Here is a 14,479-nt window from a genome sequence, read left to right on the forward strand (position 1 = left end):
AGTTGTCGTCATGATGAACGCGCCCCGAGTGTGTATACAGGTTCAGAGCTTCTATGTAGAAGCGCAGTCCCAGCCAGAGGAAGGGCGCTTCGTGTTCGCTTACACCATCACTATCCGCAATCTGGGTCGTCATGACGTCAAACTGCTCAGCCGTTACTGGATGATTACCAACGGCAACGGCAAACAAACCGAAGTACAGGGCGAAGGCGTGATCGGCCTGCAGCCCGTGATTCAACCGGGCAATGAATTCCAGTACACCAGCGGCGCCATTCTGGAAACGCCGATGGGCACCATGGAAGGCCATTACCAGATGATTGACCATCAAGGTGAAACATTTCAGGTCCCCATTACGGTATTCCGCCTGGCCATTCCCTCACTGATACACTGAAAGACTATGGCTACCTATCTTGTTGGCGACGTTCACGGCTGCGCCGTCGAACTTAAAGCGCTGCTGGCGCAAGTCGCCTTTGACCCCGAGTATGACACGTTATGGCTGACCGGCGATCTGGTCGCCCGCGGCCCCGATTCGCTGGACGTGCTGCGCTATGTCCGTTCGCTGGGCGATGCGGTGCGCATGGTGCTCGGCAACCACGATTTGCATCTGCTGGCGGTGTACGCCGGCATCAGCCGCAACAAACCCAAAGATCGTCTGGACGCGCTATTGTCGGCGCCGGATGCGGACGACCTGATCAACTGGCTGCGTCGTCAGCCGCTGTTACAGGTGGACGACGAGCGCAAACTGGTGATGTCTCATGCCGGCATCACGCCGCAGTGGGATCTGGACACCGCGAAAATGTGCGCGCGGGAAGTGGAAGCGATCCTCAGCAGCGACAGTTACCCGCTGTTTCTGGACGCGATGTACGGCGACATGCCGAACCACTGGAGTCCGGAACTGAGCGGGCTGGCGCGTTTGCGGTTCAGCACCAACGTATTTACCCGCATGCGTTACTGCTTCTCCGGCGGTCAGCTCGACATGCTGTGCAAGGAGCCGCCGACACAGGCGCCGTCGTTGCTGAAACCCTGGTTTGACCTGCCGGGACCGGTAGCGGCCGAATACGCGATTGCGTTCGGCCACTGGGCGTCGCTGGAAGGCAAAGGCACGCCGGCAGGCATCTACGCGCTGGATACCGGCTGTTGCTGGGGCGGCGTTCTCACCTGCCTGCGCTGGGAAGACCAACGCTACTTCACCCAACCGTCGCTGATGGCGCCGGATACGGAAGCCTTCGCCATCTGATGTAACCGGCGGTTCTGCCGCCGGTCATATTGCCTCTCGCGTGTATCTCGCGCCGTTACGCCCCGATCACGCCGCCGTCTTCACGGGTGATCATGATGACTGAGGAACGGGGCCGCACACTGTTATTCGGGAAATGCGAATCCCCTTTTTCTCCGGGATGCTGCACATTGACGAACATCGTACGGTAGTCGGACGTGAACGCAATGCCGGTCATTTCGCAGGATTTCGGGCCGACCATAAACCGACGGATCTCGCCGCTGGTCGGGTCGCCCGCCAGCATCTGGTTATTCCCCTGCCCGGCAAAATCGCCCTTGTTGCTGTAATTGCCGTCGGTCAGGATCCACAGACGCCCGTCGTGATCGAACCCCAATCCATCCGGGCTGTTGAAACTGTTTTCCGCCGTGATGTTCGGCGTACCGCGATTAATGCCATCCGGATGCGCCACCGGATTACCGCACAGCGCGTACATGTCCCAGTCGAATACGTCCGCCGTCGCATCGCCGTTTTCGTTCCAGCGAATGATCTGGCCGTAGACGTTATTCGGCCGCGGATTGGCCGCATTGATCGGCATACCTTCCTCGCCGCGCTTGCTGTTATTGGTCAGGGTACAATAGGCGCGGCCGTCATGCGGGTTGACCGCAATCCACTCCGGGCGATCCATCCGCGTCGCGTTCACTTGCGAGGCGGCTTTGCGGGCAAAAACCAACACCTCCGCCTGATCGCGGAACCCGTTTTCCGGCGTTAGCCCGTTCTTGCCGAACTCCAGCGCTACCCAGCGTCCTTTGCCTTTAAGCGGCGTGCCGCCCGCATCGCCGTCAAACTGCGCCACATACAGTACGCCGTCATCCAGCAGACGTGCGTTGGCCGAGGGATTAGCGTGATCCACCTTGCCGTTGGAAACGTATTTGTAGATGAACTCGCCGCGCTCATCATCCCCCATGTACACCACCAGATGCCCATTCTTCGCCACCGTCACCGCGGCGTTCTCATGCTTGAAACGCCCCAGCGCGGTACGTTTTACCGGGGTCGATGCCGGATTCAGCGGGTCGATTTCCACAATCCAGCCATGCCGGTTAAATTCATTGGGGTGCTTCGCCACATCGAAACGCTCGTCAAAATCCACCCAGTTGCGTTCCGGTTCATGCACTTTCAGCGTATAGCGCTTCTGTTCCGGCGTGGTGTGGTAATCAGCCTGCCGGGTGCCGAAATAGGTATCGAAATTCTCTTCACAAGTCAGATAGGTGCCCCACGGCGTTTTGCCGTTGGCGCAGTTACCGAAGGTGCCCAGCACGTTCATACCCTGCGGATCCGCCGCCGTTTTCAGCAACGCATGACCCGCCGCCGGGCCGCTGAAGGTCATAACCGTATTGGCGGTAATACGACGGTTATAACGTGAGGGGCGTTCCACTTCCCAGCGCGCCGAATCGGCTACGCGTTTCACCGCCACGACCGACACGCCGTGCGCCGCCTGAGATTTACGCACATCTTCCAGGCTGGCTGCTTTGGCGCCGCCGTGCGCAAACAGGTATGGCTCGTTCACATATTCGTTGTTGATAGCCATCACGCCGTGACGGTCATCAATCGGGAAAAAACTCATGCCGTCGTTGTTGTCGCCAAACTGCTTTTCCTGATCGATGGCGCTGTTCTTGCCTTCGGCATGAAACGCCGGCGCGCCGTCCACCAGCGGGTCGCCCCAGGAAATCAGCACCTCGGCCCGGTAGCCGGGGGCAATGGCGATATGATCATCGGCAGAGGCGGCAATGCCCTTGAAACCCAACAGTTTGCTACCCGTCGGCTGACCTTCCGCCAGCCCCGTTGCCGGAAAAGACCAGATACCGCCGCCGAGGAAACCGGCCAGTCCCAGCGCCCCCGCATTGCCCAGCAGTTTGCGGCGGGCAGGATTGCTCAGGCGGTCGACATTCAGCTCATCAGTGCTCAGGTGCTCAATCTTGTCGGTCATGTTCGACTACGTCCTCTTGCTTTCGTTCTGGTTCCAGCGCCGTTACCGTCCGGTGCTGAGGCGATGATAAAAAACCAAAGCAGATACTACGCAATGATTGTGACCAATTAGTTACATGTGGATACATTAGGATAACAAAAGAAAAACCCGCTCGATGAGCGGGTTTGATATCGGAAAAGCAGCGGCAATCAGCGGCGTTCGAGGATCTCGAAGCAATAGCTGTGGGAGTTTTGTTCGTCCGCGTCATGGAACTCGCTGAAGGTGGAAACCCACTCGTCCGGCTCGTAATCCGGAAAATGGGTATCGCCTTCCACCTCGGCGTCAATGTGGGTCAGATAGAGACGGCTAGCCTGCGACAGCATCTGCTGATAGATACTGCCGCCGCCGATCACCATCACCTCGTCCACGTCGCCAGCCGCCGCCAGGGCCGCGTCCAGCGAAGCCACCCAGGTCACACGGTCATCGTCGCCCGGTTGACTGCTCACCACAATATTCAGCCGTCCCGGCAGCGGACGACCGATGGAGCGGAACGTGTTGCGCCCCATAATCACGGGTTTGCTGAGTGTATTGCGCTTAAACCACGCCAGATCGGCCGGCAAATGCCACGGCATGGCGTTCTCCATACCGATCACACGATCCACTGCCAGTGCGGCAATCAAACTAATCACCATGGTAAAACCCTGCAGGCTACAAAATTGGTGCCACTATACGGAAAGCCCGTTCATGCGTCGATATGATTACCGGGTCGCCGCCCAATATTTAAGAGAACACCGAATCCTTATACCCCCGGCCGTTTGCGATAAATCCAGATCCCCGGCAACGACAGCCCGATAGAGAGCGCGCCGACGATAAAACTGGCCTTCAGGAAGTTAGTGATCAGCGTTTGCATCAACGCTTCGCTGTACCCCTGATGGGAAAGCTGCACCACCGAAATCATCGCGGTATAGGCTGAAATACCGGGGAACATCGGGATTACGGCCGCGACGGTAAACACTTTGGGGTGCGCCAGAAACCAGCGGGACCAGCGAATACCGATGATGCCCACCATGATCGATGCCACGAAGGTCGCCCATTCGATGGGAATACCGAAGTGAATCATCAGAAAACGCGCGCTGTGCCCCAGCCCGCCCAGCAACGCGCAGTAAGGCAATGCCTTCACCGGCACGTTAAATACCATGGCGAACCCCACCGCCGGCACCGCGGCCAGCACCATGTCCTGAATCAGCGCCCAAATCAGTTCAATGCCCATCCGTGCAGCCCCCATACCGCCATTGCCGTTACCACGCCAATACAGGTCGCCAGCGTCAGCAGGCTGGCCATCGTCCAGCGCGCCAGCCCGGTGTTGACATGGCCTTTGAACATATCCGCCACCGCATTAATCAACGGGAAGCCGGGCACCAGCAGCAACACGCTGGCGGCCATCGCCACGGAGGAGCTGTGCTCCAGCCCAGGAACTCGCATCAGCAACCCGGACGCCGACGTCGCCACAAAAGCGGTAATACAGAAGTTAATCAACGGATTGAGATGCCGGCCGGTCAGCACCTGCCGTACATACATCGCCATGCCGCTGGCAATCAGCGTGACCAGAAACGCATCCCAGCCGCCGCCGTTCAGACGGCTGAAGCAGCCGCACGACAGCGCCACGATCGTCACCATCAGCCAGCGCGGATAACGCAACGGTTTGATATGACTAAAACGCTTTGCCACCCCGTCCACATCCAGCAGCTTATGTTCAGCCATGATCACCACATGCTGCACCTCGGTCACCACGTGCATATTGATGCCGCGATCCACATTTTTACGGGTGGATGTCAGGCAATGCCCCTGCATGATGGTGGTCAGCACAATCGCGTTAGCCGAAATCGAGCTTTCCACACTGTCCATCCCCAGCGCAACGCCGAGCCGCGACGACAGCTGCTCGACCAACATACTTTCCGCGCCATGCTGCAACAGCAACAGCGCGCACTGAATACACAACCGGGTGATATCCCGCTGCTGTGTGGTTTCATTTACCATTTACTTTCCCGTCCCCTGCCCGAATACAACCACTATAAGCGCGGTTTTTATAAGTTTATTAACATTTCAAATCGATGATTGATAGTGCGAAAAAATGCCACCGGCGGTATTATGCCCACCTTTTTCCGTCGGTTCCTTGATTGTCATTCTGAATCCATCATGCTTGAAACCTCTTTATTCGTTGCGACCATCGCCGCGCTGGGGATGATCTCTCCCGGTCCGGACTTCTTTTTGGTGATCAAAAATGCGGTCCGCTACCCGCGTCTGGCCGCCATGATGACCGCTGTCGGCGTCATTGCCGGCGTCGCCACCCACATGGCCTACTGCGTCGCCGGGCTGGCGGTGGTCATCACCACCACGCCCTGGCTGTTCAGCCTGCTGAAATACGTCGGCGCCGCCTACCTGATCTGGCTGGGCATTCAGGCGCTGCGCTCGCGCGGCGGCAACAAGCTGGACCTGTCCGGTCTGGCGCCGCAGCGCGTCGGGCTGTGGAAAGCCTTTATTCAGGGCTACCTCTGCAACCTGCTGAACCCGAAAGCCACGCTGTTTTTCCTGGCGGTGTTTACCCAGGTGTTGAGCCTGAATTCCAGCTTTGGCGAAAAACTGTGGTACGCCGGGATCATCTGGGGACTGACGCTGATTTGGTGGCCGCTGCTGGTTATCCTGATCCAGAGCGAGCCGGTACGTCGCGGCCTGACCAAAGCCCAGAAGCTGATCGACAAACTGCTTGGCGGCGTGTTGATCACCCTCGGTATCAAAGTCGCCTTAAGCTAAACGCGCCCCTGTATACAGACGAAAAAAAACCGGTCAGACGCAATTGACCGGTTTTATCTTTCACATAACCGTGCCGGAACCGGCACGGTTTTTTTGTACCGTTACCCCTGAATACGGGCATGCATTTCCTGAACGGAAATCACCTGCTCGGTCGGGTCGGCATTCAGCGACATCGCCGTGGCGAAACCGCCGTTCATGGTGGTGTCGTAGTGCACCTTATACTGCAGCGCGCTGCGGCGAATCAGTTTGGAATCCTCAATCGCCTGACGGCCGGCCGTGGTGTTGACGATGTAGGTGTATTCGCCATTCTTGATGCGATCCTGAATGTGCGGACGGCCTTCATGCACCTTGTTCACCAGACGCGGGTTGATACCGGCTTCGCCCAGCACCACGGCGGTGCCGTGGGTCGCGTCCAGTTCAAAACCGTGCTTGAGCAGTTTAGCCGCCAGATCCACCACGCGCGCCTTGTCGCCTTCGCGCACCGACAGCAACGCACGGCCGGTTTTCTTCATCGGCGAGTTGCTGCCCAGCATCGCTTTGGCAAACGCTTCGGCGAAGGTACGGCCCACGCCCATCACCTCGCCGGTGGAGCGCATTTCCGGCCCGAGGATCGGGTCTACGCCTGGGAACTTGTTGAACGGCAGCACCACTTCCTTGACGGAGTAGTACGGCGGGATCACCTCTTTGGTGACGCCCTGCTGCGCCAGCGTCTGCCCAACCATCACGCGGGCCGCCACTTTCGCCAGCGGCACGCCGGTCGCCTTGGAAACGAACGGTACGGTACGGGCGGCGCGCGGGTTAACCTCAATCAGGTACACTTCGTTGTTCTTCACCGCGAACTGCACGTTCATCAGGCCGCGCACGGAGAGTTCGAACGCCAGTTTTTCTACCTGACGGCGCATCACGTCCTGAATGTCTTTGCTCAGGGTGTAGGCCGGCAGCGAACAGGCGGAGTCGCCGGAATGTACGCCAGCCTGCTCGATATGTTCCATGATGCCGCCAATCAGCACGCGCTCGCCGTCGCAGATAGCATCAACGTCCACTTCCACCGCGTCGTCCAGGAAACGGTCCAGCAGTACCGGCGCATCGTTGGACACGCTGACCGCGGTCTGGAAGTAACGGCGCAAATCGACTTCGTCGTAAACGATTTCCATCGCGCGGCCGCCCAGTACATAAGACGGACGCACCACCAGCGGATAGCCGATGCCGACCACTTTTTCCACCGCCTGATCGATGGTGCTGACGGTGGCGTTAGCCGGCTGCTTCAGGCCAAGACGGTTGACCGCCTGCTGGAAGCGCTCGCGGTCTTCCGCGCGGTCGATGGCGTCCGGGCTGGTGCCGATTACCGGCACGCCGGCGGCTTCAAGCTGGCGCGCCAGTTTCAGCGGGGTCTGGCCGCCGTACTGCACGATGACGCCTTTCGGCTGTTCGATACGCACGATCTCCAGTACGTCTTCCAGCGTTACCGGCTCGAAATACAGGCGATCGGAGGTGTCGTAGTCGGTAGATACGGTTTCCGGGTTGCAGTTGACCATGATGGTTTCATAGCCGTCTTCGCGCAGCGCCAGCGCCGCGTGCACGCAGCAGTAATCGAACTCGATGCCCTGGCCGATACGATTCGGACCGCCGCCCAGCACCATGATCTTGTCGCGATCCTGATTCGGATTGGCTTCGCACTCCTCGTCATAGGTGGAGTACATGTAGGCGGTATCGGTGGCGAACTCGGCGGCGCAGGTGTCCACGCGCTTGTAGACCGGGTGCAGGTCGTATTTGTAACGCAGCTTGCGGATTTCACCTTCAGACACGCCGGCCAGCTTCGCCAGACGGGCGTCGGCAAAGCCTTTGCGTTTCAGCAGACGCAGGAATTCCTTCGTCAGACCGTTGGCGCCCTGCTCGGCTACCTGCTCTTCCAGACGCACCAGCTCTTCGATTTGCACCAGGAACCAACGGTCGATGTTGGTCAGGTTGAATACGCCGTCAACCGACATCCCGGCGCGGAACGCATCCGCCAGATACCAGATACGGTCGCCGCCGGCGTCTTTCAGCTCGCGGCGGATTTTGGTCAGCGCTTCCGGGTCGTCCAGATCCACTTTCGGATCGAAGCCGGTGGCGCCCACTTCCAGACCGCGCAGCGCTTTCTGCAGCGATTCCTGCTGGGTGCGGCCAATCGCCATCACTTCACCCACGGATTTCATCTGCGTGGTCAGGCGATCGTTGGCGCCGGCGAATTTTTCAAAGTTGAAGCGCGGGATCTTGGTGACCACGTAGTCGATGGACGGCTCGAACGACGCCGGGGTGCGGCCGCCGGTGATGTCGTTCATCAGCTCATCCAGCGTATAGCCGACTGCCAGCTTGGCGGCGATCTTGGCGATCGGGAAGCCGGTGGCTTTGGAGGCCAGCGCCGAAGAGCGGGACACGCGCGGGTTCATTTCGATGACGATCAGACGGCCGGTTTTCGGATTAACCGCGAACTGCACGTTGGAACCGCCGGTTTCCACCCCGATTTCACGCAGTACCGCCATCGAGGCGTTACGCATGATCTGATATTCCTTGTCGGTCAGGGTTTGCGCCGGCGCCACGGTGATGGAGTCACCGGTGTGGATCCCCATCGCGTCGAGGTTTTCGATGGAGCAGACGATGATGCAGTTATCGTTTTTATCCCGCACCACTTCCATTTCATACTCTTTCCAGCCGATCAGCGATTCGTCGATCAGCAGTTCCTTGGTCGGCGACAGATCCAGACCGCGGGTGCAAATCTCTTCGAACTCTTCACGGTTGTAAGCGATGCCGCCGCCGGTGCCGCCCATAGTGAAGGACGGGCGGATAATGCAGGGATAGCCCACGTCCGCCGCCACCGCCAGCGCTTCTTCCATCGTGTGCGCGATGCCGGAACGAGCGGTTTCCAGGCCGATTTTCTTCATTGCGATGTCGAAACGGCGACGATCTTCCGCTTTATCGATGGCATCGGCGGTAGCGCCGATCATGGTCACGCCGAATTCTTCCAGCACGCCCTGACGTTCCAGCTCCAGCGCGCAGTTCAGCGCCGTCTGGCCGCCCATCGTCGGCAGCACCGCATCCGGACGCTCTTTTTCGATGATTTTGCGCACCACTTCCCAGTGGATCGGTTCAATATAGGTGGCGTCGGCCATCTCCGGGTCGGTCATGATAGTGGCCGGGTTGGAGTTCACCAGAATCACGCGGTAGCCTTCTTCGCGCAGCGCTTTACACGCCTGAGCGCCGGAGTAGTCAAACTCGCACGCCTGACCGATCACGATCGGGCCGGCACCGAGAATCAGGATACTTTTTATGTCTGTACGTTTTGGCATTTTTCGCTCCTGCGAACCCGTTTACTCACCGCCGCGTCGGCGTTTTCGCCTTGTACTTTTATCGCAGCGTGACTAAACGGGTTCTGATTATTTGGTATGGCTACGGTAAGACTCAATCAGCTCGATGAAGTGATCGAACAGCGGCGCGGCGTCATGCGGGCCGGGGCTGGCTTCCGGGTGTCCCTGGAAGCTGAACGCCGCTTTATCGGTGCGGTGAATGCCCTGCAGCGAACCGTCGAACAGCGATTTGTGCGTCGCGCGCAGCGTGGTGGGCAAAGACGTTTCGTCTACCGCAAACCCGTGGTTTTGTGCGGTGATCATCACCCGATTGCCGTCCAGATCTTTGACCGGATGGTTGCCGCCGTGGTGGCCGAATTTCATTTTGATGGTTTTCGCGCCGCTGGCCAGCGCCAGCAACTGGTGGCCCAGACAGATGCCGAACACCGGAATCTCGGTTTCCAGGAAGGCTTTGATCGCGTTGATGGCGTAATCGCACGGCTCCGGGTCGCCGGGGCCGTTGGACAGGAAAATGCCGTCCGGATTCAGTTTCAGCACGTCTTCCGCCGGGGTTTGCGCCGGCACGACGGTCAGGCGGCAGCCGCGATCCACCAGCATACGCAGGATATTGCGCTTCACGCCATAATCGTACGCCACCACGTGGTACGGCAGTTCACTCTCTTCTTTCGCCGCCGGCAGCTCGCCTTCCAGCGTCCAGCTGCCCTGTAGCCAGCTATAGCTGGAACGGGTGGTGACTTCTTTCGCCAGATCCATACCTTTCAGGCCGGGGAAGGCTTTGGCCTTTTCCAGCGCCAGCGCCGCATCCGGCGCATCGCCCGCGATGATGCAGCCGTTCTGCGCGCCTTTTTCACGCAGCAGTCGCGTCAGTTTGCGGGTATCGATATCCGCAATCGCCACGATGTTGTTGCGCTTGAGGTAATCAGACAGGCTTTCTTCGCTGCGGTAGTTGCTGGCAATCAGGGGTAAATCGCGGATGACCAGGCCCTGAGCATGAACGGCGGGGGATTCTTCATCGGCTTTATTGGCGCCGACATTACCGATATGGGGATAAGTAAGAGTGACAATCTGGCGGGAATAGGAAGGATCAGTGAGGATTTCTTGATAACCGGTCATTGACGTATTGAAAACCACTTCCCCCACTGCCGTTCCCTCTGCCCCAATGGCCCGACCGTGGAATTGGGTTCCGTCTTCCAGAACCAATAGCGCTGACTTAATCAAAACACCCTCCAAGGAATAAAAAATCATGTTATTTGCATATTAATTCAGATTTGACGTACTAAATCAATGCAAAAACCACCTGTAAGGCAAATTTTTGGCAAATTGCGCGCATTTTAATGAGGCCCCTGACCGTTGTCTAGCCAAACCGGATTTTTTTTCACTATTTTATGGCTTCAGGAGGCAATATGCGGTAATACCCGCAAAAACACACATCAACTATCGGAAGTAAACGGTTGCCAGCGCCAATGAGTAATGAAATGATTAAAATCACGCCAAAAACGGCAACTGGAATCGTAAATGGCTAACACACACCTGAGAAAAAGACAGATAACACCGATAAAAATCGGTTTTGATAAAAATTAAAGACCAAGATAATATTTTTACATAAAAATAATGGCGCTAATTTTAGCGCCATTAAAATCAATAGATTAAAAAAAGGAAAATATTTTCCCGTTATAAATCATCAAGCCCAAGCACATCTCTCATATCAAAAAGACCATGATTACGAGAGCTTACCCACAATGCGGACCTGACTGCGCCATTTGCAAACGTCATTCGGCTGGAAGCCTTGTGCGTTATCTCTATACGCTCACCGACATCCGCAAACATAGCGGTATGTTCGCCCACGATATCGCCGGCCCGAATGGTGGCAAAACCGATGCTTTTCGGCTCACGTTCGCCGGTATAGCCTTCACGTGCATAAACCGCGCATTGCTTCAGATCGCGGCCCAGCGCCCCGGCGATCGCTTCGCCCATCGCCAGCGCGGTGCCCGACGGCGCATCGACTTTGTGGCGGTGGTGCGCTTCAATGATTTCAATGTCCGTGTAGTCGCCCATCACTTTGGCCGCTTTTTCCAGCAGCTTGAGCAACACGTTCACCCCAACGCTAAAGTTGGCGGCAAATACAATCCCAATGTCGGCGGCGGCCTGCTGGATCGCGGCTTTGCCCTGATCGTCAAACCCCGTGGTGCCAATCACCATCCCTTTACCGTGCTGACGACAAAAAGCCAGGTGGCTCAGCGTGCCTTCCGGACGGGTGAAATCGATAAATACATCGAAATCGTCAACGACCGCCTCAAGGCTGCTTTGTACGGTGACATCCGTTTTACCTGCGCCGGCCAGTTCTCCCGCATCGCTGCCCAGCAGCGACGAACCTTCACGTTCCAGCGCAGCGCCCAGCACTACGCCATCCATCTGCAACGCAGCCTGAATCAACTGCCGTCCCATGCGGCCACCCGCTCCCGCGATGGCGACGCGGATTTGTGCATCACGCATATTCGTACTCTTTATTTGTTGATAAATGAGAAAACGTTATCAGGTTAACCAGCCCGGCCAAGGGCTGCCAGCCGAAAACACCAATAATTAGAAATTTATGACAAAACAGCGGGGATATCAGTAAAAGCTATCGATTAGCCAGAGCCTCCCGGCCGCCGCGGTTATCCGCCGCCGGCGAGTAGACTAAACCCCGCAAGTATTCATATCGCCAGCGCCTATTCATGACGCTAGCCGACGGCGCATCGTTACGCGAGGCTGCTTAAGGCGCCAGCGCCAACACCTGCGCCACCCAGACGCGGAAACCGTCCACATCCAGCGCTAACGCCACCTGTGCGTTGGCCGGGCGATTCAGCCGATGTTGAAGATCCACCACTGTGGTGCCCGCGGTGTACTCGCCCCGGGTTTCCACCGCCACAAAACAGTGTTCCAGAGTAAACAACGCCGGTTTCACCAGATAAGCAATAGCGCATAGATCATGCATACGCAAACCGGTCGCCATGCTGCCGCTGCGGTAGTGACTGAACAACGCATGAAGCATGGCGCCCGTTTGGTTAAGCCCCGGCAACGTTTCCAGATAATCCGGCGCCAGCACCGCGTTATTGGTGACGTCCAGACCGCACATCACAATGTCGATTCCGCTGTCGAATACCCGCCCTGCCGCTTCCGGGTCAATCGCGATATTGAATTCCGCATTCGGCGTAAAGTTACCGCGTCCTGACGAACCGCCCATCATCACCAGACGCTTGATGTTGTTTTTACATTGCGGGTATTGGGTCAGCAGCAGTGCGACATTGGTGAGCGGCCCAATGGTGACCAGCGTTACCGGCTCGGCGCTGCTGATCAGGCATTCATACATCGCCTGCACGGCGGGCTTTTCCAGCGCTACCCGGTCATGCGCCACAAAGTCGTACCCCGCCATCCCGGACTCGCCGTGGACGTAGGCCGCATCACGCAACGCGCGCGTCAGCGGCGTCGCCGCGCCTTGTGCGACCGGCACCGTCGAACCCCAAAAATGCAGCAGTTGCAGCGCATTGCGGGTGGTTTTTTCCACATCCACATTTCCCGCCACCGTGGTGACGAGCTTCAGCTCCAGTTCAGGCGCGAACAAGGCGGCGGCGATAGCAACGGCATCGTCAATGCCCGGGTCGGTATCCAGAATAATGGGGATTCGGTTCATGAGCTTGCTCCCAAAAAAATGCCAGGCGATTTTCATCGTCTGGCATCTTCTCATAATGATAAGGCGAACGTGTTATTCCACTTCACGAACGTCCATACGCAGTTCCTTCGGCACTTCAAACACGATGTTCTCTTCGCGCCCCTGCATCTCCATCGCGATCTGTCCGCCCATGTTCTGCAGGCGTTTGATCACCTGCTGGACCAGCACGTCCGGCGCGGAAGCGCCAGCCGTAACCCCGACACAGACGACATTCTTCAGCCACTCTTCCTGAATATCATCAGCGGAGTCAATCAGATAAGACGGTTTACCGACGCGCTGCGCCAGCTCGGCCAGGCGATTGGAGTTGGAGGAATTTTTCGAGCCGACCACCAGCACCACGCTGGCTTCCGCCGCCAGATTACGCACCGCTTCCTGACGGTTGGTGGTGGCGTAGCAAATATCGTCCTTGCGCGGCCCGACAATCTGCGGGAAACGCGCCCGCAGCGCATCGATCACCGCTGAGGTATCATCTACCGACAAGGTGGTCTGGGTCATGAAGCAAAGGTTGGATTCGTCTTTCACCCGCAGCGCCCAGACATCCTCGGGACCTTCCACCAGATACATACCGCCGTTCGGGTTGTTGTACTGGCCCATGGTGCCTTCCACTTCGGGATGCCCGGCATGGCCGATCAGGATCGCTTCCGTTCCCTTGCGGCTGGCGCGCGCCACTTCCATATGCACTTTGGTCACCAGCGGACAGGTAGCGTCGAAAACGGTCAGTTCCCGGCTTTTGGCTTCCGCCCTCACCGCCTGCGATACGCCATGCGCGGAAAAAATCAGAATAGCGCCATCCGGCACGTCTTCGATTTGCTCGATGAAGATGGCGCCGCGCTCGCGCAGCCCTTCCACCACATAGCGGTTATGCACCACTTCATGACGGACGTAAATCGGCGCGCCGTAGACTTCCAGCGCCCGCTCGACAATGCTGATGGCGCGATCGACGCCAGCGCAAAATCCACGGGGATTAGCCAGCAGGATTTTCATGCGTTGCCTCCGTCTGAAGGGGGATGAATCTCCAGTACTTCCACATCAAACGTGATGGTGTGCCCGGCCAGCGGATGGTTGAAATCCACCGTTACCGACTCTTCCGTCACGTCGCGGATAATGCCCGGCATATCGTTACCGGCCATGCCGCTGAACAGCATGATGGTGCCCACTTCGGGCACCCCGGTCTGCGCAAAGTCGCGACGCAAAAAGAACTGGATCAGGTCCGGATTCGAGGGACCGAACGCCGACTCCGGCGGCAGACTAAACTGGCGCCGGTCGCCGACCCGCAGGTCCAGCAACTGGGCCTCCAGCGCTGCCGACAGACTGCCGTCGCCCAGCCGGAACATCGCCGGCTTGCCGCTTTCGCGCGTCGCTTCCGCCACGGAACCGTCTTCCAGCATCAGCGTAAAATGCACCAGCACTTCACCGCCGTTTGTCACGAATTCCGTCATGCG

Annotated in this window: 13 protein-coding genes; 3 read left to right on the forward strand and 10 right to left on the reverse strand. The window is 58.0% G+C overall.

The window, feature by feature from the left end:
• Positions 1-10 precede the first annotated feature (10 nt).
• Positions 11-388, forward strand: coding sequence for a Co2+/Mg2+ efflux protein ApaG (gene apaG / locus CPA59_RS19395; protein ID WP_038665589.1), 378 nt, complete (start codon positions 11-13; stop codon positions 386-388).
• A 6-nt stretch (positions 389-394) separates the two neighbouring features.
• Positions 395-1,234, forward strand: a complete 840-nt coding sequence (gene apaH, locus CPA59_RS19400) for a bis(5'-nucleosyl)-tetraphosphatase (symmetrical) ApaH (protein WP_038920261.1) — start codon at positions 395-397, stop codon at positions 1,232-1,234.
• Positions 1,235-1,289: 55 nt separating this feature from the next.
• Here the strand turns inward: apaH and CPA59_RS19405 are convergent, their stop codons facing one another.
• The 4 genes from CPA59_RS19405 to CPA59_RS19420 form a co-directional block, all read right to left on the reverse strand.
• Positions 1,290-3,194: a PhoX family phosphatase gene (locus CPA59_RS19405; protein WP_107760481.1), complete on the reverse strand. Its 1,905-nt coding sequence runs from the start codon at positions 3,192-3,194 to the stop codon at positions 1,290-1,292.
• A gap of 188 nt (positions 3,195-3,382) precedes the next feature.
• The gene (gene folA / locus CPA59_RS19410) at positions 3,383-3,862 is read right to left on the reverse strand and encodes a type 3 dihydrofolate reductase (protein WP_174213778.1); all 480 of its coding nucleotides are present in this window, start codon (positions 3,860-3,862) and stop codon (positions 3,383-3,385) included.
• A gap of 110 nt (positions 3,863-3,972) precedes the next feature.
• Positions 3,973-4,443: a threonine/serine exporter gene (locus tag CPA59_RS19415; protein WP_024107322.1), complete on the reverse strand. Its 471-nt coding sequence runs from the start codon at positions 4,441-4,443 to the stop codon at positions 3,973-3,975.
• Positions 4,428-5,210 (reverse strand): threonine/serine exporter ThrE family protein, encoded by a 783-nt coding sequence (locus CPA59_RS19420; RefSeq protein ID WP_038665576.1) that lies wholly within the window; start codon positions 5,208-5,210, stop codon positions 4,428-4,430. The genes CPA59_RS19415 and CPA59_RS19420 overlap by 16 nt, the downstream gene beginning before the upstream one ends.
• 159 nt (positions 5,211-5,369) lie before the next feature.
• Here CPA59_RS19420 and CPA59_RS19425 point away from each other — a divergent pair, with 159 nt between their 5' ends.
• Positions 5,370-5,984: a LysE family translocator gene (locus CPA59_RS19425; protein ID WP_049854697.1), complete on the forward strand. Its 615-nt coding sequence runs from the start codon at positions 5,370-5,372 to the stop codon at positions 5,982-5,984.
• A gap of 101 nt (positions 5,985-6,085) precedes the next feature.
• Here CPA59_RS19425 and carB read toward each other — a convergent pair whose 3' ends face one another.
• The 6 genes from carB to fkpB form a co-directional block, all read right to left on the reverse strand.
• A complete protein-coding gene (gene carB, locus CPA59_RS19430; protein WP_107760483.1) occupies positions 6,086-9,310 on the reverse strand; it encodes a carbamoyl-phosphate synthase large subunit in 3,225 nt (1,074 codons plus the stop codon).
• An 87-nt stretch (positions 9,311-9,397) separates the two neighbouring features.
• Positions 9,398-10,546: a glutamine-hydrolyzing carbamoyl-phosphate synthase small subunit gene (carA, locus tag CPA59_RS19435; protein WP_107760899.1), complete on the reverse strand. Its 1,149-nt coding sequence runs from the start codon at positions 10,544-10,546 to the stop codon at positions 9,398-9,400.
• A 453-nt stretch (positions 10,547-10,999) separates the two neighbouring features.
• Positions 11,000-11,821, reverse strand: coding sequence for a 4-hydroxy-tetrahydrodipicolinate reductase (gene dapB, locus CPA59_RS19440; protein WP_107760485.1), 822 nt, complete (start codon positions 11,819-11,821; stop codon positions 11,000-11,002).
• Positions 11,822-12,080: 259 nt separating this feature from the next.
• Positions 12,081-12,998 (reverse strand): ribonucleoside hydrolase RihC, encoded by a 918-nt coding sequence (gene rihC, locus CPA59_RS19445; RefSeq protein ID WP_107760901.1) that lies wholly within the window; start codon positions 12,996-12,998, stop codon positions 12,081-12,083.
• A 72-nt stretch (positions 12,999-13,070) separates the two neighbouring features.
• The gene (gene ispH, locus CPA59_RS19450; protein WP_038920266.1) at positions 13,071-14,021 is read right to left on the reverse strand and encodes a 4-hydroxy-3-methylbut-2-enyl diphosphate reductase; all 951 of its coding nucleotides are present in this window, start codon (positions 14,019-14,021) and stop codon (positions 13,071-13,073) included.
• A complete protein-coding gene (gene fkpB / locus CPA59_RS19455) occupies positions 14,018-14,476 on the reverse strand; it encodes an FKBP-type peptidyl-prolyl cis-trans isomerase (protein WP_038920267.1) in 459 nt (152 codons plus the stop codon). The genes ispH and fkpB overlap by 4 nt, the downstream gene beginning before the upstream one ends.
• Positions 14,477-14,479: the final 3 nt, after the last annotated feature.

Origin of the sequence: Dickeya sp. Secpp 1600 (genome assembly GCF_003049805.1) — a bacterium.
GTDB classification, from domain to species: domain Bacteria; phylum Pseudomonadota; class Gammaproteobacteria; order Enterobacterales; family Enterobacteriaceae; genus Dickeya; species Dickeya fangzhongdai.

What these genes read in the sequence shown, in the direction of transcription:
- CPA59_RS19425 (WP_049854697.1), top strand. Translation starts at nt 5,370, where the DNA reads ATGCTTGAAACCTCTTTATTCGTTGCGACCATCGCCGCGCTGGGGATG.
- carB (WP_107760483.1), bottom strand. Translation starts at nt 9,310, where the DNA reads ATGCCAAAACGTACAGACATAAAAAGTATCCTGATTCTCGGTGCCGGC.
- apaH (WP_038920261.1), top strand. Translation starts at nt 395, where the DNA reads ATGGCTACCTATCTTGTTGGCGACGTTCACGGCTGCGCCGTCGAACTT.
- rihC (WP_107760901.1), bottom strand. Translation starts at nt 12,998, where the DNA reads ATGAACCGAATCCCCATTATTCTGGATACCGACCCGGGCATTGACGAT.
- CPA59_RS19405 (WP_107760481.1), bottom strand. Translation starts at nt 3,194, where the DNA reads ATGACCGACAAGATTGAGCACCTGAGCACTGATGAGCTGAATGTCGAC.
- ispH (WP_038920266.1), bottom strand. Translation starts at nt 14,021, where the DNA reads ATGAAAATCCTGCTGGCTAATCCCCGTGGATTTTGCGCTGGCGTCGAT.
- dapB (WP_107760485.1), bottom strand. Translation starts at nt 11,821, where the DNA reads ATGCGTGATGCACAAATCCGCGTCGCCATCGCGGGAGCGGGTGGCCGC.
- CPA59_RS19415 (WP_024107322.1), bottom strand. Translation starts at nt 4,443, where the DNA reads ATGGGCATTGAACTGATTTGGGCGCTGATTCAGGACATGGTGCTGGCC.
- apaG (WP_038665589.1), top strand. Translation starts at nt 11, where the DNA reads ATGATGAACGCGCCCCGAGTGTGTATACAGGTTCAGAGCTTCTATGTA.
- CPA59_RS19420 (WP_038665576.1), bottom strand. Translation starts at nt 5,210, where the DNA reads ATGGTAAATGAAACCACACAGCAGCGGGATATCACCCGGTTGTGTATT.
- fkpB (WP_038920267.1), bottom strand. Translation starts at nt 14,476, where the DNA reads ATGACGGAATTCGTGACAAACGGCGGTGAAGTGCTGGTGCATTTTACG.